Genomic DNA, 23,529 nt, shown 5'->3' with positions numbered 1-23,529 from the left:
CCGGGTGCTGCGGGAATGGCGAAACCGGCGAACGGTGCATCGAAGGGTCCTTGGAGAGTGAGGGTTGGTGCTGCTGCCGGGGGGTATTCGGGGGCGCTCAGCGCGCTCCCGTCGGTTCCTGGGTTACTGCGTTGGGTGACTCCTGCTGTTGCATCGAGGTGCGCACCCGACCGAAGCCCTTCAGGACACGGTCGGCCGCTCTATAAAGAGACGGCCGATCCATGACAATTGTTCGGGCTTTGTTGAAAGGAGTTCGGCCCATCCAGTGAACCGCCGCCGTGGGGGACGGTCGCGAGATACGGCCTTCGGCGACGTACAGGACCCCGCTCTTGAGCCAGTCCTTGTACTCCTTGCCGCCCTTGCCCATGTCCACCATGTGCAGGCCCGCGTTCGCGGCGGCCTCGGCCATCTGGAGGTGGTGGACGATGCCCGGCGAGTAGCGGCCGAACTCGGTGTCGTAGGCGGGGAACCACCCTACAAGCGTGGTCGCCGTACGGAGGCCGAAATGCCCAGCGACCGGTACGTCCCCGGCATAAAGCATGGTCAGGACACCCGCGAAGTCCGATGAGTTTTCGGCATGCATCATGTCCGTCAGTTCGACGATCCACGGCTGCGCGAACCTGTCCACCCGGCCGGTCCTGCGGTACTGGTCCGACTTCCAGGCCAGCAGGGTGCGCAGGACCTCGGGGTCGGGCGAGGACCACTCGAGGCGCAGCTCGCCGTGCTCGCGGCCGAGCTTGCGCTCCTTGTAGCGGACGGTCTTGAGGTTCTTCGGCGAGTTGGCCTTGACCTGCTCGATCCACGCCTCGAAGCCGGCGGTGAAGTCCATGACCGGCGCGGGCCGGACGTCGGCCTCGTACGGGGCGAACGTCGGCTGCCCCGCGACCAGGTGATCGAAGTCGAACACGCTGAGCTTGCACGCGCGCAGCAGGGCCTTGGCGTCGAGCTTCAGGTCCGGAACTGAGATCAAACCGTGACACGTAGTGAGGAAGCCGCCGAGCGGTTTGCCGATGCCGAAGCTGTGCCGCTCGTACGGGAAGAATCCCGCGATGCCGCCCCCGTCGGAGATGACCGCCACCCTCACGTAGTCACGCAAGCGGTCCATCGCCACCGCGAACTCGACCGACAGGAACGGGTTGTCCAGACTGCGGTCAGCCTTCTGCAGCTCCCGCCATCGTGCCCGCTCGGAGTCCCCGAGCTCTCCTGGCCGAACTACCTGGATGTTCACCTTGCCCTGGCCCCCTGTTCGGTCTGCATGCTCTTCCCCCGGTACAAGACCCGAAGCACGTACATGAACCCGCCGAGCACGGCGACAGTCGCGACACCGGCTCGTGGCGACCACGCGTTGAAGAGCAACATGGCCTCGGCGAGGAGCACGTTGAGCACGAGACTTGCCGCAGCTCCTACGGATAGGGCGGCCAGGGGGTCACGATCACGCAACAGTCCCACCACCGCCGCCCCTGGAACGACGAGAAGGAACAAGGAGATCAAGAACGGGCGCAGCGGTGTCTCGATATCGAACAGCGCGACGACCGCCCCTGCGATGCAGGCGAGCGCGACCAGCCAGGCCAGCGCTCTGCGGTGCTGCTTCAGCATCTCCTTCTTCTCTCCTGCTCTTCCTGGTTAAAGCACGGTTGATCCAGTTCATGGGACCAATCCGTGCCTGGACACGTCAATGCCGACGCTTGGCGACGCGCTCCGGTTTACCGGCAGGCGGAGTTTTCTCGTGTGACTTTCAACACACGGTCAAGTAATCGCCAACCCCGAACGGTCCCCAAGCACACCAGAATGCCCTATGTAGCCGGGGATCTACGAGTCAGGGTCCGATTTATCCCTGTTTGTCGTCTAAATCTGTGGATCTATTGCGAGTTGACGTGATCTTGGCCACTTCACTCGGCCGCGGGCTCTTCCTCGGACGAGGTCGCGACCCCGGAGCTCGGCGTCTGGGTCGGCTCCTCGGTGGCCGGCGGCTCGTCGGTCGGCGAATCGGGGATCCGGGGGCCGTCACCCTGCCAGGACAGCGAGCAGGTCGCGGTGCCGCCGTTCGAGGTGAAGGAGACGCGGCCGCTGCCGGAGTCGTTCGGCTCGACGACCGTCACCCAGATCGACACGGAGCCGCCGGCCTTGACCGACCCGCTCGCCGGGAACACGTCCAGCCCCTGCGAGGCCGTTGCCACCCAGGAGACCGCGGCGTTGCGGGCGCTGAGCCCGATCTTCGCCACGCCGCTGATCGACTGCGGGCACGAGGCGCCGAGCCGGGCACCGGGGGCGGGCCTGCGCCCCGGCGTCGGGCGGGTGGCAGCACGGGTGGCGGGCCGGGTGCTCGGCCGCGAGGCGGTCGGCGGCTGGCTCGGCGTGGTCCTGGCCGAGGGCGTGCGGCTCGGCGTCGGCGTCGGGGAGGGGGTGAGCTCGTCCTCCACGATCACCGGCTCCGGGGTGGGGTCCTCCTCCACCGGGAGCGTGGGGGAGGGGGCCGGCCGCAGCGTGGTGGTGTCGGAGGCGCCCTGGCCGTTGATCACGACCATGGCGCCCGTCGCGGCCAGCAGGCACACGCCCGCCAGCATGAGCGGCGCCAGCCGGCGCGGCCGGCGCCGGCGCGAGCGGCCGTGCTCGACGGCCACGGGGAATCCCGTCCGGTCGAAGCTGTCCCCGCGATCGGTGATCAGCACGCGGGTCTGGTCCAACTCGGGGTTGACGCAGGTGTCGATCACCCGGCGGCGCAGCGAGATCGCCGGGTACGCCACCGGCACCATGTCGAGCAGCCGCCCCGCCGAGACCTGCCGGTGCCGCCCCTCGGTGCACACCTCGCACCCGCTGATGTGCCCGGACAGCCGCCGCCGCAGCAGCGGGGTGAGCGGCCCCTCCCAGGAGTCCACCATCGCCGACAGGTCCGGGCAGTGCGCCCGGCCGATCCTGGCCAGCACCACGGCCGCGGCGGCGTTCTCCAGCTGGTCACGGGCCCGGCCGAGCCGGGCCGCCGACTGCCGGGAGGTCAGCCCGAGCACCGCCCCGACCTCCGACGGGGTCAGGCCGTGGCGCAGCGACAGCTCCAGCACCTCGCGCTCGCCCCTGCTCAGCTCACCCAGCGTCTCGTGCACCAGGTCGGCCAGTTCGGGGTCGTCGTGTCCGTCGACCTCGGGCAGCGGCAGGCCCCCGGCGGGGGTGCCGGGGCGGCGCGCCAGCCGGGCGCGTACCTGGAACCGGGTCAGCGCGTACAGCCAGGCCCGCAGCCTGGCCGGTTCCCTGAGCCGCTCGACGCACCCCTGCGCGGTGACCAGCGCGTCGTGCACGGCGTCCGCGGCCAGGTCTCCCTCCTCGGCCAGGGAGACCGCGTAGTCGTACAGCCGCTCGGCGTAGGAGTCGTAGAGCTTGGCGGGAGCATCGGTGTCCGCGCGCAGCAGAGCCTCAACCAGCTCCTGATCCCCGGCGCGATCGATGGTCGGCCATCCAGGCACGGATTCCCTCCCGCAGGTTGGACGGGCACTCAAGCCCCACGCGGAGAGGACGCGGCCTCGATCGGCCAGGTTCGCCCCCCATGCCCAACAGGCATGGGGAGCGCGGGATCACCCGTCGCAGTTGGGTGTGCAGAGGCGGCGTTCCATGCCCTGCAGGAAGAAGTCGCGGACCTGCAGGACGTTCTCGGCGATGTACGCCTCGCCGCCCGTGGCCTTGGCCAGCGTCTCCATCTGCTGCTTGCCCTTCTTGGCGTCCGGGCCGAAGGCGATGAGCAGGATGCTGATGGGCCGCTTCGGGTTGTAGGTCTTCTTGAGGTACTGGACGATCTCGGCGTTGCCGACGCCGCCGTCCGGATCGTCGTTGCCCGCGCCGTCGGTGAGGATCAGCAGCGTGTTGACCTTGTCCTGCTGGTAGGTCTTGGTGAGCTGCCCGTACGCCGCCTTGATCGTGTCGTTCAGCCCGGTGTCGCCGGTGGACCTGGCCCGGAGCTGGGCGAACGTCCTGACCAGCACCTCCTTGCGCAGCGCGCCGTCGAGCGACTCGGCGAGCGGCCCGACGGAGACGAGCTCCTTCCAGTCCTTGCCCTGGCCGTCCAGATGCGTGGAGAACGACCACAGGCCCATCTCGGACCCGGCGGGGAAGAGCCCGAGGCCCTCGGTGGCGATCTTGTTGATGGCCTGCATGCGGGTCATGTTCGTGCCGGGCACGGGCAACGCCATCGTTCCCGAGACGTCGAGCAGGGTGAGCAGGCGGGTGCCGAGGTTCAGCCGGGTCCAGGTCTGCACCATCCGCGTCACGGTCGCGCCGTCCGGCGGGTCCAGCGCGGCCGGGGTCTCGGGGGTGAAGCCCTTGGCCTCCGAGAGGGCGTCACCGGCCTTGCCGTCCGTGCTGCGGAAGCCGGCGTCCCGCAGGGTCTTCTTGGCCGACTCGGTGGCGAGGTCCTGCTTGAAGTCCGCCGCCGCCTTCAGCACCTGGGGGTCCTTGGCCAGGATCGTGACGGGGTAGTCCAGGCTGAGCGTGCCCTCCTTGGGATAGAGGGCGACGACCGGGGACTCCGGCTTCTTCGTGTTGTGCGCGTAGATGGCCTGCTCGGAGGTGACGCCGACCGGCACCTTGCTGCCGGACTTGACGGTGAGGCTGGCCAGCAGCGCCGTCGAGTCGGACGCGAGCTGGCCCGACAGTTCCTTCAGCGCGCCCACGAGCGCCTTGTCCTGGCCCGCCTCCTTGGCCGTGCCGGCCGCGGCCAGCAGCGCCGCCAGGCCGGCCGAGTTCTTCTGCGGGTCGAGGGCGAGCACGCGGACCTTCCGGCCGGGGCCGTCCACGTTGGCCACGTTCGCCGCGGCGATCATGGCGGCCCAGCTCGGCTGCAGCGTCCCGGACAGCTTCGACGCGGCCGACTTGGCCGCCGCCAGCACCACGGGGGAGTTCGCGATCGAGCCCTCCACCTGCGGGAGCGCTTCGCCCGCCGGGGTCTGGCGCATGCTCTCCATGAGCAGGCTGGAGTCGGCCACCCAGAAGTCGGCGCTCACCTTGCCCGCCGCCAGCGCGTTCGCGGTCCTGGCCGCCGCCTCCTTGGCCACCGTCACCTCGACGCACTTGCTGTCGATCGAGTGCATGGCCTTGTTGTAATTACCGGCGATCTTGTTGAGCGCGGGCTGGATGTCGGGGGTGGCGACCACGCGCAGCGGCAGCTTGCCGCCCGAGCAGTCGTGGTCGCGGTTGAAGATGACGAACGCGGCCACACCGAGGAGCACGGCCAGGGCAACGGCCCCGGCCAGCGGTACGAGCACTCTGCCGCGACCGCCCCTGGACCGCCTGCGCGGTGGGGGTTCGTTCGCTCTGTATCCGCCGTCGAGCTCGTCTGTGCGGTGTCGCCCCACGATGTCCTCTTAGGTGTGCTTGAGACCTTCCGGAGACCCTAGCGGGAGATGCTCCGCAATACTCCGGGAACGATACTCGGTGCGGTCAGTGTGGCAAAACAGCCCTTTTGATGCGGCGATTACCCACTGTGGCGGTCAATGGCAACATGCGTGACCGTGCCAGGCGCGCTTTCCCTCGCGTACAGCCACCATAGCGAGTGCCACCGCCACCGCCGGATCCACCCACCACCATCCCATGGTGTTGAGCCACAAACCGGCCAGCACACCGGCCGCCATGGCCCCGCAGAGCAGGTTCTGCGTGCCCTCGCCGGAGGTCGCCGCCGACGCCAGCCGCGCCCCCAGCCGGCGCTTGGCCGCGCCCAGAATCGGCATGCTGACCAGGCTGAACGCCGTCACCACGATCCCCAGCACGCTGGGCTCCGCCCGATGCCCCGCGTCCAGGTCGTGCGCCACGTGGATGACGAGATAGGGGGCCAGCAGCCAGAAGCTCACCGCCACCGCCCGCCGCGCGGTGCTCTCGGCGCTGGCGGACAACGTGCGGGCGCCGGTGAACCGCCACACCACGATCAGGCTGGCCGCCGCCTCCACGATCGCGGACAGGCCCCATCCGATGAGCGCGACCGAGTGCGCGGCCAGGCCCGCGGCCAGGCCGAGCGTGCTTTCCACGCCCAGCCAGACCAGCGTGGCCACGGAGAGCGAACGAGCGGCGCGCGCGGCACGCAGCCATTCGGCTGACGCGGCCGGATGCTCCTGAATCCGCTGATCAGGCACCATGAACCCCCGAACCCCCGGCTATCCGGCCGTCGACAGCGATACGTACCGTACCCACTACGGATCGTGACCGCGAATGGCGACGGCAAAGGAGTGTCAAGCTTCGGCCGCATAATGATCCTTGATCGACCAGGGGGAGTCGTCGTGCCGTTCACGCCCAGCCATATCGCCGCCGTGCTGCCGCTCGTCTCGTCGCAGCGGGTACGCCGCTTCGTCGACCCATGGGCGCTGGCGCTGGGCGCCATGGTGCCGGACCTGCCGATCTTCCTGCCGTTCCTGCCCGACTACACCAACTGGCACTCCTGGCTGGGCGTCGTGACGATCGACCCGCTCGCGGTCCTGATCCTGCTGCCCCTCTTCCACGCCGTCCTGCGCGACCCGCTGATCGCGCTGCTCCCGCCCCCGCTGGCGGGCCGCGCCGCCCGCCTCGTCCCCGACCGGCTGCGATTCCTGCCCATGGCCGCCGGAGCTGTGATCGGCGCCGCCACCCACGTGACGTGGGACTCCTTCACCCACTCCACGGGACCCGCGGAATGGGGTCCCTGGTTGTCCGTCTCCGTCTTCGGGGTGATCCGTCTCTTCCGCCTGCTGCAGTACACCTCGTCCGTGATCGGGCTGGCCGTGGTCGTGTGGTGGGGGTGGCGCGGGCTGTCCAGGATGGCGGCGGCGCCCGTACCGGAGCGGTTGCGCACCTCGCCCCGCGCCCGCCTGGCCGTCATCGCGGCCGCCGCCGCCGGCATCCTGGCCGGCGCCCTCCTGTGGCCCCTCGTGGACGAGCCGAACCCGAAGTTCGGGATCGCCAGCGTGATCACCAAGACGGGCGCGGGCACGGTGATCGGCCTGTGCCTGGTCCTGGCCTGCTACTCGGTGGTCTGGCAGGTCAGGCGGCGCATGGCAGTATCGGAACGTGCTTGAGTACGTAACCGGTCCCGACGACCCGCGCCTTTCCGACTACACCCGGCTCAGGGACGTGGAGCTGCGCAAGAGCCTCGAGGCCGAGCGCGGCCTGTTCCTGGCGGAGGGGGAGAAGGTGATCAGGCGGGCCGTCGGCGTCGGCTACCCGATCCGCTCGGTCCTGACCACCCCGCGCTGGCTGGCCTCCCTGGAGGACGTCCTCGGCGGCGCGACGGTCTACGTGGTAAGCGACGAGGTCATGACCGGCATCGCGGGCTTCCAGGTGCATCGCGGGGCGCTGGCCTCGATGGAACGCCTGCCGCTGCCCGCCGTGGAGACCCTGCTGAAGGGCGGCGCCCGGCGCCTCCTGGTCCTGGAGGATCTCGTCGACCACTCCAACGTCGGGGCGATCTTCAGGTCGGCCGCCGCGCTCGGGGTGGACGGCGTCGTCCTGTCGCCCCGCTGCGCCGACCCGCTCTACCGCAGGGCGGTGAAGGTCTCGATGGGGGCGGTGTTCTCGATCCCGTACGCGCGCATGGACGACTGGTTCGAGGGGCTGTCGCAGTTGCGGTCGGCGGGCTTCCAGACGCTGGCCCTGACCCCCGACCAGGCGGCCACCCCCATGGACGAGGTCGAGTTCGCGGAGCGGGTGGCGTTGCTGCTCGGCGCCGAGGGGGATGGGCTGTCGTCCCGCTGGCTGGAGGAGGCCGATCTGACGGTGTGCATCCCGATGAGCGCAAAGGCGATGACGGCCGGGGTCGACTCCCTGAACGTGGTGGCGGCCGCGGCGATCGCCTGCCATGGCCTGATGCGGGAGGCGGCCTCGTAGCCGGCCGGGCCGGGAAGGGCGCCGTGGGAGTTTAAGAGCGTGCCACGGGGCAACGGGCAGACACCACGTCATCGTAAGGAGATGGGATGCAGCCCGTAGAGAAAGCCGCATCGCTGGGGATGAGCCTGCTGAGCGGCGCATTGGCGGCAGCGCTCTTCAAGCGGGTGTGGAAGCTGGCCTCCGGCCAGGACGACGCCCCCGACGCCGACGACCTGGAGCGGGGCTGGACCGAGGTCCTCGTCGCCGCAGCCGTGCAGGGCGCGGTCTTCGGCCTGGTCAAGGCCGCCGTGCACCGCACGGGCGCCCAGACCTTCCAGCGCAGGGGCCGAAGATAGGCCTGGTACGCCTGTGGGGCCGCTCTTCGGTGCGGGCAAACCGTCCCACGTCGGCAACCTGGCCGCCTTCACGGCGGAGACGTTCGGCGGTCCCGACACCTTCTCCACGGAGATGGGCGGGTTCCCGCTGCTCATCGACGCCCACCGGGGCTTGAAGATCAACGAGGAGCAGCGCCTGCGGTTCGTCGAGCTGTACATGGCGGCCGCCGACCTGGCGGGGCTGCCCGGCGACGAGCCGTTCCGGGCGGCCCTGCGCTCGCACGTGGAGTTCGGCACGCAGGTGGCGATGCAGAACTCCCACGCCGAGACCGACGACCAGCTCCACCCCCTGCGGGAGGTGCCCCGCTGGGGGTGGGAGTAGGGGTCAGGGCCGGTCGTCGGTGAGCCAGTCGGGATAGCGGTCGATGTCGTGCGTGACAGGCTCGCTGTCGATGGGCGTCTCCTCGCCGGTCTCCCTGATGTGCCGCTCCAGGGTGCACACCTGCCGCTCCGTCGTGATGAGCGTGAGCTGCCAGGCGGTGTCGTCGCGGTGGGGCGCCGGGTGGGGGACTTCGGCGATGTCGATCGACGTGGCGAGACCCGCGAGGAGGATGCCGTGCGCGAGCCCGGCCGCCCTCTCACGGCTCTCGATCGTCGTGCGGACCTCGAAGAATTCCGCCATGACGTTGTCCTTAGTGGAGGGGTTTCGGCCTCACCCTACCTGCGGAAACGAAGGAGGGGCCGGAATTCGCCGGGATTTCACCGAGCGCTCGCGGCGCAGCCCGCGTCAGGGGCGGTCAGGCCGTAGCGGCGGTGCGGCAGTGGAGGCGCGAACGACCAGCTCGTACGGGAAGAGCAGCCGCTCGGGCCCGGCCGCGCCCCCCGACAGGAGCAGCCGACCCGCCGCCGCTCCCATCTCCTGCTTGGCCTGCCGGATCGTGGTGAGCCCCGCCTCCTCGGCCGCGCTGTCGGAGAAGCCCATCACCGACAGCTCCCCGGGCACCGCCAGCCCCAGGTCGGCGGCGGCGTCGAGGACGCCGAGCGCCAGCACGTCGGTGTTGGTCAGGATCGCGGTCGGCCGCGGCTGCCGGCCCAGCAGCGCGTGCCCGGCCCGCCGCCCGGCCTCGCGCGAGTTGCGCGCCACCTCGTAGAACGGCACCCCGGCCCAGTCGATGCCGGCCTCCTCGCAGGCCAGCTGGTAGCCGCCGCGCCGCCGCCGCATGGCCTCGAACACCGCGCCCTCCTGCCGCGCCGGGTCGGCCCAGCCGGTGTGGCCGTCGTCGTGCAGCCCGACCATGGCCACGCCGATCCGCCGGTGCCCCAGCTCCAGCACGTGCCTCGCCGCCGTGGCCGCGGCCGCCGGCTCGTCGATCCCGAGGAACGGGTGCCCCGGCACGTACGGCTCGTCCACCACCACGACCGGCAGCTTCCTGCCGAGCACCTCCGCCAGGGCCGGATGCCCGTCCGGCAGCGACATCACGCAGAACGCGTCGACCACGGCGTCCCTGACGGTGTCGCTGCGCCGGTCGCCGTGCGGCAGCGGCAGGATCAGCAGCCCCACGCCGGCGTCCTCGGCCGCGGTGGCCAGCCCCTGGAAGAACCCGATCGCGTACGGGTCGGCGAACGCGTAGGCCAGCGTCTCGCTGAACAGCAGCCCGAGCGCCCCCGCCCGGCCGAGCCGCAGCGAGCGCGCGGTCGGGTTGGGCCCCGCGTAGCCGAGCTCGTCGGCCACCTCCAGGATCCGCCGCCGCAGCCCGTCGCTGAGCTGGTCGGGGCGGGAGAAGGCGTAGGACACGGTGGCCCGGGACACGCCGAGGCGGTCGGCGATCGTCTGGAGCGTGACCTTGGCCATCGTCCAACCGTATCGAACGCCTTGACCCGATGTTCTTAATCAATTAAGTTCTTAATTGATTAAGGAGGAGTCATGGACGCCCTGCAAGTCCTCGCCCACCAGACGGCGATGGGATACCGCGAGTCCCTGGAAGAGGCCCTGCCGGGTGCGCCGCGGCGCGCGCACCGGCCGGCGGCCAGGGTGCGGGTGCGGCTGGCGCACTCGCTCAGGTGGACGGCCGACCGGCTGGATCCGGCCTGCCGGCCCGTCTGATGATGCAGAATGTGACCGACCGATTACCGAGGTGACCAGCGCAAGGCTGGAGGGGGCACCATGAACCTGGCCTGGATCGTCGCAGCCGCCGCCGTGGCGGGGCCCCTGGGGCCCCTGGGCCCGGCTCCGGCCCGGACCGCCGCGCTGACCTGCGCCGTCTCTACCCCCTCCAGCCGGCCGCTGACCTTCACGCCCGGGGTCGGGCTGACGCCGCGGCACGTGGCGGCGCGCGGCAACCTGGAGCTCACCGGGTGCACCTCGCCCGACGGCTCGGCCACGTTCCTGAGCTCGGGCTGGGTCAGCGTGCGGGCCACCGCGCAGGCCTCCTGTGCCAGTGCCCGCCGGGTCCGGGGCAGCGCCGTCATCACCTGGTTCGGCCTGGCCGGCCGCCCCGTCGGCACCTCCAGGGTGCGGATCAGGGCGGACCGTCTCGTGGCCCAGCATCCGGCCGACACGCTGCTGAACGGCACCGTCACCGCGGGCCTGCTCCCCGGCGAGCGCGTCCGCGGCGGCATCACCCCGGCCACCGCCATCCTCGGCTGCGCCACCCGGGGCATGGGAGCCCTGCCGGGCAGCGGCCGCATCACCTTCTCCTGAGCTTGGGCCGCTGATCAGCCCAGGGCGATCTGCTCGCCCGCGTAGTCGAGCAGCCGCTCGGCCGTGGAGAAACGGCGCTCGTTCTGGTCGCCCAGCAGCACGCCCACGACCCGCAGGCCGTTCCGCTCGCCCGCGAACAGCAGGCAGTACCCGGCCGCGTTCGTGTAGCCGGTCTTCACGCCCAGCACCTCGTCGGCCCGCGTGAGCAGCTTGTTCGTGTTGCGCCAGGTGTGCGACCGGTGCACGGCCGTCTTGCCCACCTTGTGCACCTCGCTCCCGACCACGGTGGTGAACGTGCTGTTCTGCAGCGCCAGCAGCGCCAGCTTGGCCTGGTCGACGGCCGTGGAGTAGCCGCCGTTGCCCGGCGTGGGCATGCCGTCCGCGTTGGTGTAACGGGTGTCGGTGAGGCCGAGGGAGCGGGCGGTGCGGTTCATCTTGGCGATGAAGGCCGTCTTTCCGGGGCCGTAGTGCCGGGCCAGCGCGTTGGCGGCGTCGGCGCCCGAGGGGAGCATGAGGGCGTACAGCAGGTCCCTGACCGTGAACCGCTCGCCCTTCCGCAGCCCGGCCGTGGCGGCGCCGCCGCGGGCGGCGTACTTGACGTCCGTCGCGGTGATCGTGATCGTGTCGCTCAGCCGGGCCTCCCGGAGCACGACGTACGCGGTCATGATCTTGACCAGGCTGGCCACCGGCACCCGCCTGGTCTCCCGCTTGCCGAAGTGGACCGTTCCGCCCGAGTCGACGACGTACGCCTCCTTGGCCCCCACGGCCGGAGCGTCCGCGGCGGCCTGGGCAGGGGACGAGAACCCCACAACCAAGGCGACTACGGCAGAGCTCATCAAACGCCCAATACGCATGCCAATCATGTTGGCAGGAGATCAAGGGTTCGTTTGCCTAACCGCGCCATACAGCATCATCAGATGGGGGTAAATCATTCATAGATCGGACATGGCGGGGCGGGTGACAGCGTAGTGACCAACGTAGTGACAAGCACGGTGACGGCGGCGGGACGGTTCGTGATCAGCGAGGACGAGCGGGGCGGATACCGGTTTGCGCTCGTCGCGAACAACGGGCAGACGCTCGCGGTCGGGGAGGGCTTCCCGAGCAAGGTGGCCTGCGTGAACGGCATCGAGACCGTACGCAGGAACGCTCCGGAGGCCACCATCGACGACCAGAGCGGGCACGGCGCCTAGGAGACCAGCGCCTCGTCCTCGGTGGCGCGCCGCCTGCGCCTGCGCCGGACCGTGAGCCAGCCCACGAGCCCGACGGCCAGCACCGCCGCGACCGCCGCCGTGGCGGGCGAGCGCGCCGCCAGCTCCAGCCAGCCCCACACGAGCGCCGTGAGGCCGAACCACCACATCGGCGCCCAGGTCAGGCAGCCCAGCGCGCTGGCGACCACGTACCAGGGGTAGGACACCCGCAGCGCCCCCGCGACCCAGGGCAGCGTGTGGCGCAGCATGGGCACCCAGAAGCACCCGTAGACGGCCAGCGCGCCCCACCGCTCGACGACGTGCTCGATCTTGGCGATCCGCTTGCGGCCCAGCTTGACGCCGATGCGTGATTCGTAGAGCTTCTCGCCCAGCTTGCGCCCGACCCAGTAGTACACCTGGAAGGCCCCGAAAAGGGCCAGGATCAGGATGGCCCCCACCAGCCAGTACGGCATGCCGAGGAAGAACGGCTCCGTGGGAGCGGGGACGGCGATCGTCGCATGCCACATCCGCAGGCCCACCACCCCTCCACAAACCTTAGGTCAGCCTTACCTTAGTTCAAGGTGCAAGTTCGTGCCACACCGGCTTGCAAGCCCCCTCGTAAAAGGTGCAACCAGTCGACAACCCGCACTCAACCACCCGGCTCCACTCTATGAGTGAACCAAAAGGGGTGTTGAAGATGCCGACCAGAAGCGCAGCCGTCCTCGCCAGCGGGACCGCGAACGCCGCCAAGCTGTTCGTGGCGGCCCTTGCTTTCACCAGCGCGTACGTCGGCTTCTCCGCCTACAGTAACGCCAGCTCCGCGCCCGGTCCCACCCCGATCACCCTGTCGGCCCGCGAGGTGCCCATCGCCGCCCCGGCCGAGGAGGTCACCACCGCGGCCCAGGCAGGCAAGGTCACCGTGAACGCGCTGGTCGACGGCGCCGCCGGTTGCGCCAGGTCGTACGTCGCCCGCAGCCTGCTCATCAGCCCCGACCCCGACGCGACCGTGCTCTACCACTGGCGACTCGCCCGCTGGAGCTCCGCCGGCAAGACCTGGCGCACCTATGTCGTCGACTACGACGGCTTCGCCGGCGCCCAGCGCGCCGTCGAGTGGCGCCCCCAGATCTCCGGCAACCCCGGTTGGTACCGGATCGAGCTGTCGGCCGAGGGCGCCAAGACCGTCAAGAGCGACCGTTTCCAAGTGAGCTGCTGACCGACTGCCGCGCCGCCTCCACCCAGCGCGGCACGCCCACCCGCTCGGCCACCTCCAGGGCCTTCTTGTAGTGCTCGCGCGCCGCGTCGGGCTGCCCCAGACGGATGGCCAGGTCGCCGAGCGTCAGCGCCACCGGCCACAGCGCCACCACGCCGGTGCCCGCGCCCGCCACCCGGTCGGCGAACGGCTTGAGCTTGTCGTAGCAGTCGACCATCCGCTCCCGGTCGTCGAGCAGCATGCCGGCCAGCGCGCGCCAGGTCATCGCCAGCTCGTACAGGAAGTCGGGGCGCACCGGCGGGCGGGTGGCGGCCACGGCCTTGGCGTCGTTGAGGTGCCCGGCCGAGGCCAGGGCCAGCGCGTAGGCGTCGAGCGTCCACTTGGCGCCGCGCATGTGGGCATCGGCCAGCAGGTCCACCGTCTCGGCCGCCCGGCCCGCCACCAGGTGCAGGCAGAACGTCGTGATCAGCGGCAGGTCCTGGCGGCCCTCCAGCATGCCCACCCGCGCGGTCATCCTGGCCGCCTCGCCGTAGGCCCGCTCGGCGCCCTCGTAGTCGCCGGCGATCATGAGCCGCTGGCCGGCGTACCAGACGACGACCGCGGCGGGCGCCGACAGGTCGTACTGCTTGGCCAGCTGGTCGGCCGCCGCCGCGTGCTCGTCGGCCACCGCGAACTCGCCCCTGGCCGCCGCGCACTCCAGCAGCACCAGGTGGGCCAGCGCCTGCGTGGCCATCTGCCCCGAGCGCTGGGCCACCTCCAGCAGCTCCCTGCCGATGCTCTCGCGCGTGTCCACGGCGGGGATGTCGTAGGACTGCCGCAGCCGCCCGCTCAGCGCCGCCGCGATCAGCGCCGGATCGCCGCTCTGCCGGGCCAGCTCCAGCGCCTCCAGCGACGCCTGCCGCCCCCGCTCGGGCGAGGAGGAGCCCTCCAGCTCCAGGGCCAGCGTGGTCAGCAGGCTGGCCCGCAGCCGCTGCTCGCCCGCCGGCAGCTCTATGAGCGCCCGCTCGGTGACGTCGACGATCTCCCACGCGGTGCGGGTGAAGTCGCGCGCCATGCCCTTGTGCGGCACGGCCAGCGACGCCGCCACCTTCGCGGTGATCTCCAGGTCGCCCAGCGGCAGCGCGGCGTCCATGGCCTGGCGCCGCAGCAGCCGGGCGGCGTGCATGTCGCCGCACAGCGCCAGCGCGCGGATCTGGCGCAGCAGGAGCCGCAGCCGCTCCTTGGCGCGCTCCGGCCGCTGCTCGCCGCTGTGCTCGTCCTTGCGGGGCTCCTCGCCCCGCGAGCGGTCGAAGGCGGCGATGGCCTGCTCCCACAGCGTGGCCGCCTCGCGGTGGGCGAAGCGCCGCTCGGCCTGCTCGGCCGCCAGCCCCGCGTAGTGGACGGACTTGTCGGACGCGTCGGCCTGGAAGTAGTGATGGGCCAGCGCCGCCACGTCGGACGGCGTGCGCTGCTCGATGACCGCCGCCACGGCCGCGTGCAGCCTGGTGCGGCGCAGCCTGGAGGCGTCGGAGTAGATCGTGTCGCGGACCAGGTCGTGGTCGAACCGCAGCAGCCCGGGCCCCGGCTCGGTCACCAGCCCGGCCAGCAGCGCCGCCTCGACGGCCTCGATCACCGCCTCCTCGTCCACCGCCACGGCGACCAGCACGTCGAGGTCGACGTCACGGCCGATCACCGCGGCCTGCAGCAGGATCTGCTGCGCCCTGGCGGGCAGCCGCGAGATGCGCCGCCGCAGCACGTCACGCACGCCGGAGGGCACCTGCGAGAGCACCTCCGTCGCGCTGGCCCGGTCGGCCGCGCCCTCGGAGTCGAGCAGGCGCACGGTCTCGCGGACGAAGAACGGGTTGCCGCCGGTGCGCTCGACGATCGACTCGACCGCGTCCTCGTCGATCTCGCGTACGCAGGTCGCCTTGACCAGCTCGGCCACGGCCTTCGGGTCCAGCCCCGACAGGCCCACCCGCAGCGGCCCCAGCCGGGCCAGCGCGGCCAGCACGTCGGACTGGCGGTCGTCGAGCTCGCTCTCCCTGCACGTCACCACGAGCAGCACCCGGCTGGTGGCCAGCAGGCTCGGCAGCGCCCGCAGCAGGGCGAGCGTCTGGTCGTCGGCCCAGTGCAGGTCCTCCAGCGTCAGCAGCACCGGCGAGCGCCGCGCCACCCCGGCGAGATAGCCGCCGACCGCGCGGTGCAGCCGGAACCCGCCCGACACCTCGTCCTCGTCGGGATCGGGCGCCGCGTCGTCCAGCAGCGGCGCCAGGAGCTGGGCGTATTCGCCCGCGCCGGTCATGCCGACGAGCGTGCGCAGGATCTCCACCCAGGCCCAGCCGGGCGGGGTGGCGCTGGAGTCGGGGCAGGCGCCCGAGGCGGTGATCCAGCCGTCGGTGCCGAGCCTGCTCTCCAGCTGGCGCAGCAGCGTGGTCTTGCCCGCGCCGGCGACCCCGGTCACGATCGCCACCTGGAACCTGCCCGTGCGCGAGGCCGCATTGGTCAGCCTGGACAGCTCGGCGTCACGGCCGACGAACGGCTCGGGCTCCAGCGGCGGCGGCTCGACGGGGGTGGCCGGTCTCGGCGGCCAGGTGTCGGTGACCGGCGCGGAGGACCTCGGGGCGCGCGCGGGCGGCGGCGCCAGCTCCAGCTCGGGCGCCTGGGCCAGGATGTCGGACTCCAGCTTGCGCAGGGCGGGCCCCGGGTCGATGCCGAGCTCGTCGGCCAGGATGTTCCTGGCCCGGCGCAGGGCGGCCAGCGCGTCGCCCTGGCGGCCGCAGCGGTAGAGGCCGAGCGCCAGCAGCCGCCAGCCCTCCTCGCGCAGCGGGTGCTCGGTGGTGAGCGCCTCCAGATCGGGGACGGTCTCGGCGTGCAGGCCGAGCCGCAACCCAGTGTCGGAGTGCCGCTCGCGCGCCACGAGGCGCAGCTCGGTCAGCCGGTTGACCTCGGCCTCGGCCCACGCCTGGTCGGCGAAGTCGGAGTAGGGCGTGCCGCGCCACAACCCCAGCGCCTTCTCCAGGCGGCCGCGGGCGGACTGCGGGTCGCCCTCCTCGAGGTGCTCGCCGGCCGCGCGGACGAGTTGCTCGAACCTGAGCGCATCGACCTGGTCGGAGGCCACGCGCAGGGCGTAGCCGGACGCGACCGTCACCAGCAGCCGGTTGGGGCCGCCACGCGGGCGGCCGGGCTCCAGCACCCGGCGCAGGCGCGAGATGTAGACCTGCAGCCCCGACTGCGCGCCCTTTGCCGCGTCGTCGTCCCACAGATCGTAAAGAAGTGTGTCAACGGGCACGACCTGACCTCTGGCCACGAGAAGCCGGGCGAGGACGGCCCGCTGCCGCAACCCGCCGAGGTCGAGTTCGTCGTCGTGTTCGTACGCCTCGACTGGCCCCAGAACTCGGAACGCCACCATGTCAGCCGCCACGCTATGCGGGCCTGCGAATCACGCACAAGGCCCGTGGTTGATTAGCACGAGATGGGTTTGGGATTGTCACTAGGTGGCCTTCGAGATCGCGGACGGGGGCTCCGCGCCGGCGTTCCGGCCGTTGCGCCTGCGCAGGAGCGCCCATGCGCCCAGTGCCAGGCCGCCGAACGGGATCTCGATAGTGTAAGTCCAGAAGCCGAAAAGCAATGCGGTGGCTATCGCCGGAGTCTCCGCCACGCCGAAGGCGATGAGCAAGGCGGCCACGCCGGTCTCCATGATCCCCGCGCCGCTGGGCGTGATCAGCGCGCTGGTCAGGATCCTGGAGAGGGCGAAGACGGCGATCGACTCGGCCAGGCCCGGCCAGGCGCCGGTGGCCTGCATGCAGACGGCCATGATCGCCCACTGGAAGCCGAGGAAGAACACCATGCCGAGCGACAGCCCGGGCCACCGGCTCCTGACGACGCTCGCGGTGTCGGCGCGCAGCCGGTGGAACGCCCCGGAAGGCCGCACCTTCAGCCGCAGCAGCCGGGTGAGGCCGTCGAGCGCCCGCCCGAGCACGTCGGCGGCGCGCTGCCAGTAGAGGGCCGCGGCCACGATCGCGCAGAGCAGGAGGATGGAGATCGCGCCCGTCCAGCCGGCGTTGGCCACGGTCGCGTTGGGCGCCTGGCCCGCCATCAGCAGCGCGATGATGCCGACGGCCGGCAGGACGAACCTGAACAACGTGTTCCAGATCCCGCTGACCAGCGTCATCACCACGATCGCCCGGTTGCCGAAGCCCCAGCCCCTGGTCATGGCGAACGACAGCGCCACGCCCACGGCCCCGCCGAACGGCAGCAGGTTGCTCACCGCGCTGCCCGCCGCGTTGAGCGTCAGGCCCTGCAGGTTGTTCAGGCCGGGCAGGGAGTTGGTGAGCACGAACGTGTACGCCAGCAGGCTCAGCAGCCACACCGCGGCCATCAGCGCGATCTCGCCCGCGTCGAGCGTGGCGAACGAGGCGCCGATCCCCGCCCAGGAGACCTGCTTGCCGGTGAGCGAGCGCACGATCTGCGGGAGGTAGATCACGAGCAGCACGGCCAGGCCGAGCGACAGCACGGAAAGAGCGATCTGGAGCCACTTGTTCTTCATCGGAGTCCAGTCTGCCGGGTTGCGGCGGGCGGCCTCGTCGTCCTGAAGTATTACTTGGGCCACCGGTCGAAGGGATGAGTCAGCCGGGCGCCGGGGGGCAGGTCGCGGCGGACGTACCATTCGGTGCCGAAGACGAAGCGATAGAGGGGGCGGGGGACCTTCAGCATGACGGCGAGCGTGCGGTCGCTGTCACCGCCGCTGGCCTGGGAGGCGTGCGCGGCCATCGAGGCCCGCTTCTGTTTCGTATATTTCCGGACATTGACCCGGTGGGTGATCGTCTCACCCGACGAGTACGCGCTCTCGAACGTCCGTACGTCGAACTCCGGCGGGAACCGGTAGAACCGGCCCGCCAGCTTCAGCAGCCTGACCAGCGGGTCGCGGTTGACCGTCGCCTCCAGGACGATCTCCGTGCCCGCGATCTTCGCCGCCCGCTTGCCCACCCGGTGCACCTGCACGTGGTCGGGATGCCCGTAGCCGCCCGCCGGATCGTAGATCGCCAGGAGCTCGGCCTCCTCCTCCTGGAGGATCGCGGCCAGCGCCTTGGCGGCCTCCTCGGTGTCGGCGTCGATGAAGGCGTTGTCGGGCCGCTCGTCCGCGACCCCGCCCTTGGGGCTCAGCCCCGAGTCGCCGTAGCCGAGGCACTCGACGCGGGCGCAGCCGAGCAGCGCGGCCGACTCGTACAGCTCCTTGAGCCGGGTCTCGCCCAGCGCCTCGCCCGGCTCCATCTCGGCCAGGCCGCGCTCGCCGGCGGTGGCCACCACGAGCACCACGCGGTGTCCCTCGGCCGCGAGCATCGCCATGGTGCCGGCCGTCAGCAGGGCCTCGTCGTCGGGATGGGCGTGGAAGAAGACAGCGGTACGTGGAGGCACACGCCCAGATTAGTCTGGGAGGGGTGCGGATCTTTCACGTGAGTGACTGTTACCTGCCTCGACTCGGAGGGATCGAGGTCCAGGTGGCCGATCTCGTGCGCATGCAGCGGGAGGCCGGACACGAGGTGTCCGTGGCCACCGCGACCAGGGGGGAGCCGCTGCCCGGGGTGCGGAGGATCGTCGCGAAGATGCCGTTCGACCTGCCGGTGCACCCGTTCGGAGTGGGCCATCTCACGCGCTGGATCACCTCGGCGCGTCCCGACGTGGTGCACGTCCACACCGGGGCGGTCTCGCCGTTCGCGTGGATGGGCGTGCGCGCCGCGTTCCGGGCGGGAGTGCCCTGCGTGGTGACCGTGCACAGCATGTGGGACCCGGTGACGCGCGGGATCTACCGCCTGTTGCGGCTGGTGTTCGGCTGGCAGCGCTGGCGGCTGGTGGGCACCACGGTCAGCAACGCCGCCGCGGCGCCGATCCGCCGCGTGGCCGGGCCGGAGATCCCGGTGCGGGTGGTCTCCAACGGCCTCGACCTGTCGGGCTGGGCGCCGCCTCCCGGCACGCCCGACCGGCGCGCCGAGGTGCACATCGTGGCCGTGGGCCGGCTGGCCCCGCGCAAGCAGCCGCTGCGGCTGCTGAAGCTGCTCCAGGCGGTCCGCGCCCGCGTGCCCGCCGAGATCCCCGTCCGGGCCACGATCGTCGGCGACGGGCCGGCTCGGGGGCAGATGGCGCGGTTCCTGGCCCGGCACGGCATGGCCGGCTGGGTCTCGCTGCCCGGCCGCTACACCCGCGAGCAGATCGCCAAGGTGCTGGAGTCGGCCGACGTGTTCGTGGCGCCCGCGCCGCGCGAGTCGTTCGGCATCGCGGCGCTCGAAGCGCGGGCCGCGGGCCTGCCGGTGGTGGCCAGGACGCAGAGCGGGGTCGCCGACTTCGTCAAGGACGGCACCGAGGGCCTGCTCGGCCGCACGCTCGGCGACCTGGCGCGGGCGGTGGCGCGGTTGTGCGTGGAGACGGAGCTGCGCGAGTCGATCGCCGCGCACAACAGGAGCACACCGCCGGGCGCGGGCTCGTGGCCCGCGGTGCTGGACGGGTTCGACCGGGCGTACGCGCAGGCCCGCGAGGGTCAGCCGCGGCGCAGCACCACATAGCCGTCGCGCTCGAACACCGTCACATATCCCCGCAGCCGCAGCTCCGCCACCTTGGCGAGCTGATCGGCGGGGGAGCCGAACGGGAACTCCACGCGCGCGACGTCCGCCACCACCCACGGCGAGCCGTGCGACTGACCGGTCCACAGCAGGACGGTGGCCTTGCCGGTGAGCGCGGGCCCGAGGGAGTTGGCGGCCTCGACGGTCACCCCGGCGGGCACCTTCGCGACCGCCTCGGCCGCGGCGGCGGCCTTGGGCTCCCGGTAGAAGGCCGGATGGTAGAGCTGGTCGAGCGCGAACCTCGGCACCAGCGTGATCGCGATCGCGAGCGCCGCCGCCGACCAGGCCAGCTTGAGCGAGGCGTCGTCCGGCCGCCTGATCCGGCGCAGCAGCCGGGCCAGCCCGTCCACGCCCGCGCAGAAGAGGATGATCACCGTGAAGGCGCTGTACTGGAAGTCGGACTGCCACCACTGGGCGCGGTCGGACAACATGCGCTCCAGCACGTGCGGCAGCGCCATCAGCGACAGCGGCGAGAGCAGGCACAGCAGCAGCGTCGGCCACACCAGCAGGAACAGCGTGTCGACCTTGGCCTCCTCGCCGAACGGCAGCAGCACGGCGGCGACCGGGTCGCGCAGCATCGCCAGGATCGCCCCCGGCACGTCGGGACCGAGGTGGCCGTAGGCCCAGAAGTCCTTCGGATCGCCGCCGAAGGCGGAGACCAGCAGCCCGCGCACGAGCAGGACGGTGCCGAGTCCGAACGTCACGGTGATCAGGCCGCGCAGGCGGTCGCCGATGACGATCAGGCACAACCCGGCCCCGATCACCATCAGCCCCATGTCCTCCTTGACCAGCAGGAGCACCAGCATGGCCAGGAACGCCGCCCGGACGCGGCCCGCGTGGTAGCGCTCGATCATGATCGCGGTGAGCAGGGGGACGAACATGACCTCGTGCGCGTCGAACGCGGCCGCCTGCGCGATCGGCCACGACAGCGCGTACGCCACGGAGACGAGATAGGCGGGCACGACCCCCAGCACGCGCCGGGTGAACCGCCACAGGAACGGGATCGCGGCGGCGAACAGCACCGCCTGCGCGACGATCAGCGAGGCGGGCCCGTCGTGGATCCAGTAGAGCGGGGCCAGCAGCGCGTAGACGGGGGAGAAGTGGTCGGCGAGCTGGAGGTAGTCCATGCCGCGCCCGTGGAACATGCCCAGCACGGGGACGTGCGGCGGGCGGAGGCTCGCGTAGTTGCGCACGGCCTGGTCGAGGATCACCAGGTCGAAGGAGGTGGCCCGGAAGGTGCCCAGCCTGACCAGGCCAAGCACGGCGTAGGCCACCGCGGCGAGGAGCGCGATCGCTCCCACGCGTACGCGGTGGCCGGAGAGGATCCGCCATGGAGAGGCGCCGGCGCCCACCCCCGCGCGCGCCACAATCGTCTCACCCGTCACGGGCAGCAAGACTAGAACGACTCCGCCCGGACGTGACGCGGCCGCCGCCCCAGCCTGCCCCCCACAGGTGGCGACGGCGACCGCGGGCTCACTAGGAGCAGGCGGAAGTGATCTTGCTGGTGAAGCCGTTCACCTTGCCGCTGAACTCGCTCACGCTGCTGAGGTCCCCACCCTCCATGGACGCGAAGCCGTCGGCGAGGTCGTTCAGCGCGGCGGCGACTTCGCCGTCGTACTTGCCCGCGAGCTCCTTCGTCTTGTCGGCCGCCGTCTTCGACGCCGTCTGCACGGCCTTGGTGTCGCCGGCGTCCTTGGTGACCGCGGTGCTCCAATCGGTCGCGATCTTGCTCGCCTCGGTTGCGGCGGTGTTGCAGTCAACGGCCTGGCCGATCGCACCACAGGCGGTGGTGAGGACGGCAAGAGTCAGCGTCGCGGCCGCGACGGCCAGGCGACGACGAGGGGGTGTCATGTTCCGTGCCCTTCGTAGGTTTAGCGAACGAAGGGAACATTATGGGCCTCAACTTGACCGTCGCTTGCACCCCAGTAACACCACGGGTATCAAGCCGGCGTAAAGCCGTGCAGCAGGACCTGCACAATCTCTTCCGGTTCCGGCAGCGGAAGATCCAGGAGCCCCCGGTAGGCAACGAAACCGGCGAACATATCCGTGAGTAGCCATAGGTCTGCATTAGGGGGCAATTCGCCGCGCTCGATCGCGCGCTCGTAGACGACCCACGACCGTTCCATCCGGGTGCGCATGCTGGTGCGGATGATCTCGGCGACCGCGGGGTCCCGGCCGGCCTCGGCGTACACCTGTTTGGCCATGCGGGACACCCCCGGGACGTGCCAGAGGGCGAGCGTGTCGGCGACCACCACGCGCAGGTCGCCCTCCAGCGAGCCGGTGTCGGGGATGGCGACGTGCGTGTTCATGATGCCACCGAGGGTTTCCAGCAGCATGTCGCGTTTGCTGCCGTATCGGCGGAACACGCTCGCCCGGCCCACGCCCGCGGCTGCGGCGACGTCGTCCATGGTGAAGTCGAGGCCGTGGGACAGCACCAGCCCGGCCGCGGCCTGCCTGATGCGGTGGTCCACCGTGGGGTCGGGCTTGCGGCCGCGCGCAGACATTGTGATACTCCTAGTATCTGATATCCCGAGTCTCAATATCAGGGGTCGTAATGAGAGTAATCGTCGTCGGCGCGGGCGTCGCGGGGCTCGCCCTGGCGCGCGGCCTGCTCAACGCGGGCCACGAGGCCGAGGTGTACGAGGAGGCACCCGAGCTGCGTACGGCCGGTGGCTCCGTCACGCTCTGGCCCGGCAGCACGGGCATCCTGGAGGACCTCAAGGCCGACTACACCGGCGTCGGGCGCCGGCTGGAGACCCTGGAGTCGTGGGCCGCCGACGGGCGGCGGCTGCTCACCCTGGACCTGACCGTGGCCGAGCGCCGCTACGGCCACCCGGTCGTGCACGTGGCCCGGCACGAGCTGGTCGAGCTGCTCGCCGACGGCGTGCCGGTGACGTACGGGGCGCGGGTCGAGCACGTGGTGCCCGAGCGGGCCGAGGTGCGCCTGGCCGACGGCCGTACGGTGCGGGGCGACGTGCTCGTGGGCGCCGACGGCCGCCGCTCCGTGGTGCGCGCGGCCCTGTGGGGCGACGACCGGGCCCGGCTGAGCCCGTTCGTCACCTGGCAGGGGTTCACGACCATGCCCACCGCGCTGACCGAGGAGCGCAGGGCCGTGATGATCGCCGGCGGGAAGGGCCTGTGCGGGCTGATCCCGGCGGGCCGGGGGCGGCTGCTGTGGTGGTTCGACGTCAGGTCGGCTCCCGGCCGGCCGTTCTGGGCCGACGACCCGGACGTGGTCGACCGGCTGCGCGAGCGGTTCGGCGGCTGGGCGGAGCCGGTGCGCGGCATCCTGGACACGCTCACGGACGTCGACTTCTTCCCGCACCACCGGCAGCCGATCCCCGCCGTCTGGGGCAAGGGCCCGACCACGCTGGCCGGCGACTCCGCGCACACCATGCCGCCCACCATGGCCCAGGGCGCCAACCAGGCGCTGGAGGACGCCTGGCTGCTCTGCCGGTCGATCGGCGACCTGCGGGCTTACGAGCGCGCCCGGTCGAAGGTGGCCCGCCGGCCGTCCCGGCTGGCCGGGACCGAGCTCACCGACATGCAGCGGCCGATCGCGGGGCTGCTGCCCGACGGGCCCATGAGCAAGATGTACGCCGCCATGCTCCGCCGGTACAGCAACTACCTCTTGACAGCCCCCTGAGGCCGTCTGACGATGTCGCATATAGAGCAACTCGGTGCGTAATACGCA

Annotated in this window: 25 protein-coding genes; 10 read left to right on the top strand and 15 right to left on the bottom strand. The window is 71.4% G+C overall.

Annotated features, from left to right (window positions below; translation table 11 throughout):
- Positions 1 to 97 precede the first annotated feature (97 nt).
- From ACBJ59_RS16970 to ACBJ59_RS16950, 5 genes are all read right to left on the bottom strand, one after another.
- Positions 98 to 1,228 carry a GNAT family N-acetyltransferase gene (locus ACBJ59_RS16970; RefSeq protein ID WP_375111180.1) on the bottom strand — a complete coding sequence of 377 codons (1,131 nt, stop codon included), beginning with the start codon at positions 1,226 to 1,228 and terminating at the stop codon, positions 98 to 100.
- Positions 1,225 to 1,596, bottom strand: a complete 372-nt coding sequence (locus ACBJ59_RS16965) for a hypothetical protein (RefSeq protein ID WP_364115582.1) — start codon at positions 1,594 to 1,596, stop codon at positions 1,225 to 1,227. Before ACBJ59_RS16965 ends, ACBJ59_RS16970 begins: the two co-directional genes overlap by 4 nt.
- A 293-nt stretch (positions 1,597 to 1,889) precedes the next feature.
- Positions 1,890 to 3,455 carry a sigma-70 family RNA polymerase sigma factor gene (locus tag ACBJ59_RS16960; protein ID WP_375111179.1) on the bottom strand — a complete coding sequence of 522 codons (1,566 nt, stop codon included), beginning with the start codon at positions 3,453 to 3,455 and terminating at the stop codon, positions 1,890 to 1,892.
- 108 nt (positions 3,456 to 3,563) lie between these two features.
- Positions 3,564 to 5,246: a substrate-binding domain-containing protein gene (locus ACBJ59_RS16955; protein ID WP_375111178.1), complete on the bottom strand. Its 1,683-nt coding sequence runs from the start codon at positions 5,244 to 5,246 to the stop codon at positions 3,564 to 3,566.
- 225 nt (positions 5,247 to 5,471) lie between these two features.
- Entirely contained in the window at positions 5,472 to 6,110 is a 639-nt protein-coding gene (locus tag ACBJ59_RS16950) for a hypothetical protein (protein ID WP_375111177.1), read from the bottom strand.
- A gap of 141 nt (positions 6,111 to 6,251) precedes the next feature.
- On the opposite strand from ACBJ59_RS16950, the gene ACBJ59_RS16945 reads away from it, so the two are divergent.
- From ACBJ59_RS16945 to ACBJ59_RS16930, 4 genes are all read left to right on the top strand, one after another.
- Positions 6,252 to 7,022, top strand: a complete 771-nt coding sequence (locus ACBJ59_RS16945; protein ID WP_375111176.1) for a DUF4184 family protein — start codon at positions 6,252 to 6,254, stop codon at positions 7,020 to 7,022.
- Positions 7,015 to 7,830, top strand: coding sequence for a TrmH family RNA methyltransferase (locus ACBJ59_RS16940; protein ID WP_375111175.1), 816 nt, complete (start codon positions 7,015 to 7,017; stop codon positions 7,828 to 7,830). The genes ACBJ59_RS16945 and ACBJ59_RS16940 overlap by 8 nt, the downstream gene beginning before the upstream one ends.
- Positions 7,831 to 7,916: 86 nt before the next feature.
- A complete protein-coding gene (locus tag ACBJ59_RS16935) occupies positions 7,917 to 8,165 on the top strand; it encodes a DUF4235 domain-containing protein (protein WP_364115600.1) in 249 nt (82 codons plus the stop codon).
- A gap of 13 nt (positions 8,166 to 8,178) precedes the next feature.
- Complete coding sequence (locus ACBJ59_RS16930; protein ID WP_375111174.1) at positions 8,179 to 8,526, top strand: oxidoreductase; 348 nt, start codon at positions 8,179 to 8,181, stop codon at positions 8,524 to 8,526.
- Positions 8,527 to 8,529: 3 nt separating this feature from the next.
- Here ACBJ59_RS16930 and ACBJ59_RS16925 read toward each other — a convergent pair whose 3' ends face one another.
- Both ACBJ59_RS16925 and ACBJ59_RS16920 read right to left on the bottom strand, forming a co-directional pair.
- The gene (locus ACBJ59_RS16925; protein ID WP_375111173.1) at positions 8,530 to 8,826 is read right to left on the bottom strand and encodes a hypothetical protein; all 297 of its coding nucleotides are present in this window, start codon (positions 8,824 to 8,826) and stop codon (positions 8,530 to 8,532) included.
- Positions 8,827 to 8,931: 105 nt separating this feature from the next.
- Positions 8,932 to 9,996, bottom strand: coding sequence for a LacI family DNA-binding transcriptional regulator (locus tag ACBJ59_RS16920; protein ID WP_375111172.1), 1,065 nt, complete (start codon positions 9,994 to 9,996; stop codon positions 8,932 to 8,934).
- 72 nt (positions 9,997 to 10,068) lie between these two features.
- On the opposite strand from ACBJ59_RS16920, the gene ACBJ59_RS16915 reads away from it, so the two are divergent.
- Together ACBJ59_RS16915 and ACBJ59_RS16910 are read left to right on the top strand one after the other, a co-directional pair.
- Positions 10,069 to 10,248 carry a hypothetical protein gene (locus tag ACBJ59_RS16915; protein ID WP_364115608.1) on the top strand — a complete coding sequence of 60 codons (180 nt, stop codon included), beginning with the start codon at positions 10,069 to 10,071 and terminating at the stop codon, positions 10,246 to 10,248.
- A gap of 60 nt (positions 10,249 to 10,308) precedes the next feature.
- On the top strand, positions 10,309 to 10,845 hold the full coding sequence (locus ACBJ59_RS16910; RefSeq protein WP_375111171.1) for a hypothetical protein: 537 nt from the start codon (positions 10,309 to 10,311) through the stop codon (positions 10,843 to 10,845).
- Positions 10,846 to 10,859: 14 nt separating this feature from the next.
- On the opposite strand, the gene ACBJ59_RS16905 is transcribed toward ACBJ59_RS16910, so the two are convergent.
- Positions 10,860 to 11,681: a serine hydrolase gene (locus tag ACBJ59_RS16905; RefSeq protein WP_364115613.1), complete on the bottom strand. Its 822-nt coding sequence runs from the start codon at positions 11,679 to 11,681 to the stop codon at positions 10,860 to 10,862.
- A gap of 132 nt (positions 11,682 to 11,813) precedes the next feature.
- Between ACBJ59_RS16905 and ACBJ59_RS16900 the strand changes: the two genes are divergently transcribed.
- The gene (locus ACBJ59_RS16900; protein ID WP_375111170.1) at positions 11,814 to 12,035 is read left to right on the top strand and encodes a YegP family protein; all 222 of its coding nucleotides are present in this window, start codon (positions 11,814 to 11,816) and stop codon (positions 12,033 to 12,035) included.
- Here the strand turns inward: ACBJ59_RS16900 and ACBJ59_RS16895 are convergent.
- Positions 12,032 to 12,571 (bottom strand): DedA family protein, encoded by a 540-nt coding sequence (locus ACBJ59_RS16895; protein WP_375111169.1) that lies wholly within the window; start codon positions 12,569 to 12,571, stop codon positions 12,032 to 12,034. The genes ACBJ59_RS16900 and ACBJ59_RS16895 overlap by 4 nt on opposite strands.
- 158 nt (positions 12,572 to 12,729) lie before the next feature.
- On the opposite strand from ACBJ59_RS16895, the gene ACBJ59_RS16890 reads away from it, so the two are divergent.
- Positions 12,730 to 13,245 (top strand): hypothetical protein, encoded by a 516-nt coding sequence (locus ACBJ59_RS16890; protein ID WP_375111168.1) that lies wholly within the window; start codon positions 12,730 to 12,732, stop codon positions 13,243 to 13,245.
- On the opposite strand, the gene ACBJ59_RS16885 is transcribed toward ACBJ59_RS16890, so the two are convergent.
- The 3 genes from ACBJ59_RS16885 to ACBJ59_RS16875 all read right to left on the bottom strand — a co-directional run bounded on the left by ACBJ59_RS16885 (position 13,214) and on the right by ACBJ59_RS16875 (position 18,636).
- Entirely contained in the window at positions 13,214 to 16,630 is a 3,417-nt protein-coding gene (locus tag ACBJ59_RS16885) for a BTAD domain-containing putative transcriptional regulator (RefSeq protein ID WP_375111167.1), read from the bottom strand. The two genes, ACBJ59_RS16890 and ACBJ59_RS16885, sit on opposite strands and share 32 nt — an antisense overlap.
- A gap of 81 nt (positions 16,631 to 16,711) precedes the next feature.
- The gene (locus ACBJ59_RS16880; protein WP_375111166.1) at positions 16,712 to 17,767 is read right to left on the bottom strand and encodes a YbhN family protein; all 1,056 of its coding nucleotides are present in this window, start codon (positions 17,765 to 17,767) and stop codon (positions 16,712 to 16,714) included.
- 50 nt (positions 17,768 to 17,817) lie between these two features.
- Positions 17,818 to 18,636: a PIG-L deacetylase family protein gene (locus ACBJ59_RS16875; protein WP_375111165.1), complete on the bottom strand. Its 819-nt coding sequence runs from the start codon at positions 18,634 to 18,636 to the stop codon at positions 17,818 to 17,820.
- A 38-nt stretch (positions 18,637 to 18,674) separates the two neighbouring features.
- Between ACBJ59_RS16875 and ACBJ59_RS16870 the strand changes: the two genes are divergently transcribed.
- Complete coding sequence (locus ACBJ59_RS16870) at positions 18,675 to 19,778, top strand: glycosyltransferase (RefSeq protein WP_375111164.1); 1,104 nt, start codon at positions 18,675 to 18,677, stop codon at positions 19,776 to 19,778.
- On the opposite strand, the gene ACBJ59_RS16865 is transcribed toward ACBJ59_RS16870, so the two are convergent.
- The 3 genes from ACBJ59_RS16865 to ACBJ59_RS16855 form a co-directional block, all read right to left on the bottom strand.
- Positions 19,754 to 21,220 carry a DUF2079 domain-containing protein gene (locus ACBJ59_RS16865; protein ID WP_375111163.1) on the bottom strand — a complete coding sequence of 489 codons (1,467 nt, stop codon included), beginning with the start codon at positions 21,218 to 21,220 and terminating at the stop codon, positions 19,754 to 19,756. The two genes, ACBJ59_RS16870 and ACBJ59_RS16865, sit on opposite strands and share 25 nt — an antisense overlap.
- A 91-nt stretch (positions 21,221 to 21,311) precedes the next feature.
- Positions 21,312 to 21,686, bottom strand: coding sequence for a hypothetical protein (locus ACBJ59_RS16860; RefSeq protein ID WP_375111162.1), 375 nt, complete (start codon positions 21,684 to 21,686; stop codon positions 21,312 to 21,314).
- An 89-nt stretch (positions 21,687 to 21,775) separates the two neighbouring features.
- Positions 21,776 to 22,339 carry a TetR-like C-terminal domain-containing protein gene (locus tag ACBJ59_RS16855; RefSeq protein ID WP_375111161.1) on the bottom strand — a complete coding sequence of 188 codons (564 nt, stop codon included), beginning with the start codon at positions 22,337 to 22,339 and terminating at the stop codon, positions 21,776 to 21,778.
- A 50-nt stretch (positions 22,340 to 22,389) separates the two neighbouring features.
- Here ACBJ59_RS16855 and ACBJ59_RS16850 point away from each other — a divergent pair, with 50 nt between their 5' ends.
- The gene (locus ACBJ59_RS16850; protein WP_375111160.1) at positions 22,390 to 23,481 is read left to right on the top strand and encodes an FAD-dependent oxidoreductase; all 1,092 of its coding nucleotides are present in this window, start codon (positions 22,390 to 22,392) and stop codon (positions 23,479 to 23,481) included.
- Positions 23,482 to 23,529 lie beyond the last annotated feature (48 nt).

It is taken from the genome of Nonomuraea sp. MTCD27 (assembly GCF_041950495.1).
In the GTDB taxonomy this organism is placed as follows: Bacteria; Actinomycetota; Actinomycetes; order Streptosporangiales; family Streptosporangiaceae; genus Nonomuraea.
This window is presented reverse-complemented; position numbering and strand designations above follow the sequence as displayed.

What these genes read in the sequence shown, in the direction of transcription:
- ACBJ59_RS16885 (WP_375111167.1), bottom strand. Translation starts at nt 16,630, where the DNA reads ATGGTGGCGTTCCGAGTTCTGGGGCCAGTCGAGGCGTACGAACACGAC.
- ACBJ59_RS16890 (WP_375111168.1), top strand. Translation starts at nt 12,730, where the DNA reads ATGCCGACCAGAAGCGCAGCCGTCCTCGCCAGCGGGACCGCGAACGCC.
- ACBJ59_RS16915 (WP_364115608.1), top strand. Translation starts at nt 10,069, where the DNA reads ATGGACGCCCTGCAAGTCCTCGCCCACCAGACGGCGATGGGATACCGC.
- ACBJ59_RS16910 (WP_375111171.1), top strand. Translation starts at nt 10,309, where the DNA reads ATGAACCTGGCCTGGATCGTCGCAGCCGCCGCCGTGGCGGGGCCCCTG.
- ACBJ59_RS16925 (WP_375111173.1), bottom strand. Translation starts at nt 8,826, where the DNA reads ATGGCGGAATTCTTCGAGGTCCGCACGACGATCGAGAGCCGTGAGAGG.
- ACBJ59_RS16860 (WP_375111162.1), bottom strand. Translation starts at nt 21,686, where the DNA reads ATGACACCCCCTCGTCGTCGCCTGGCCGTCGCGGCCGCGACGCTGACT.
- ACBJ59_RS16855 (WP_375111161.1), bottom strand. Translation starts at nt 22,339, where the DNA reads ATGTCTGCGCGCGGCCGCAAGCCCGACCCCACGGTGGACCACCGCATC.
- ACBJ59_RS16965 (WP_364115582.1), bottom strand. Translation starts at nt 1,596, where the DNA reads ATGCTGAAGCAGCACCGCAGAGCGCTGGCCTGGCTGGTCGCGCTCGCC.
- ACBJ59_RS16920 (WP_375111172.1), bottom strand. Translation starts at nt 9,996, where the DNA reads ATGGCCAAGGTCACGCTCCAGACGATCGCCGACCGCCTCGGCGTGTCC.
- ACBJ59_RS16880 (WP_375111166.1), bottom strand. Translation starts at nt 17,767, where the DNA reads ATGAAGAACAAGTGGCTCCAGATCGCTCTTTCCGTGCTGTCGCTCGGC.
- ACBJ59_RS16850 (WP_375111160.1), top strand. Translation starts at nt 22,390, where the DNA reads ATGAGAGTAATCGTCGTCGGCGCGGGCGTCGCGGGGCTCGCCCTGGCG.
- ACBJ59_RS16905 (WP_364115613.1), bottom strand. Translation starts at nt 11,681, where the DNA reads ATGAGCTCTGCCGTAGTCGCCTTGGTTGTGGGGTTCTCGTCCCCTGCC.
- ACBJ59_RS16935 (WP_364115600.1), top strand. Translation starts at nt 7,917, where the DNA reads ATGCAGCCCGTAGAGAAAGCCGCATCGCTGGGGATGAGCCTGCTGAGC.
- ACBJ59_RS16950 (WP_375111177.1), bottom strand. Translation starts at nt 6,110, where the DNA reads ATGGTGCCTGATCAGCGGATTCAGGAGCATCCGGCCGCGTCAGCCGAA.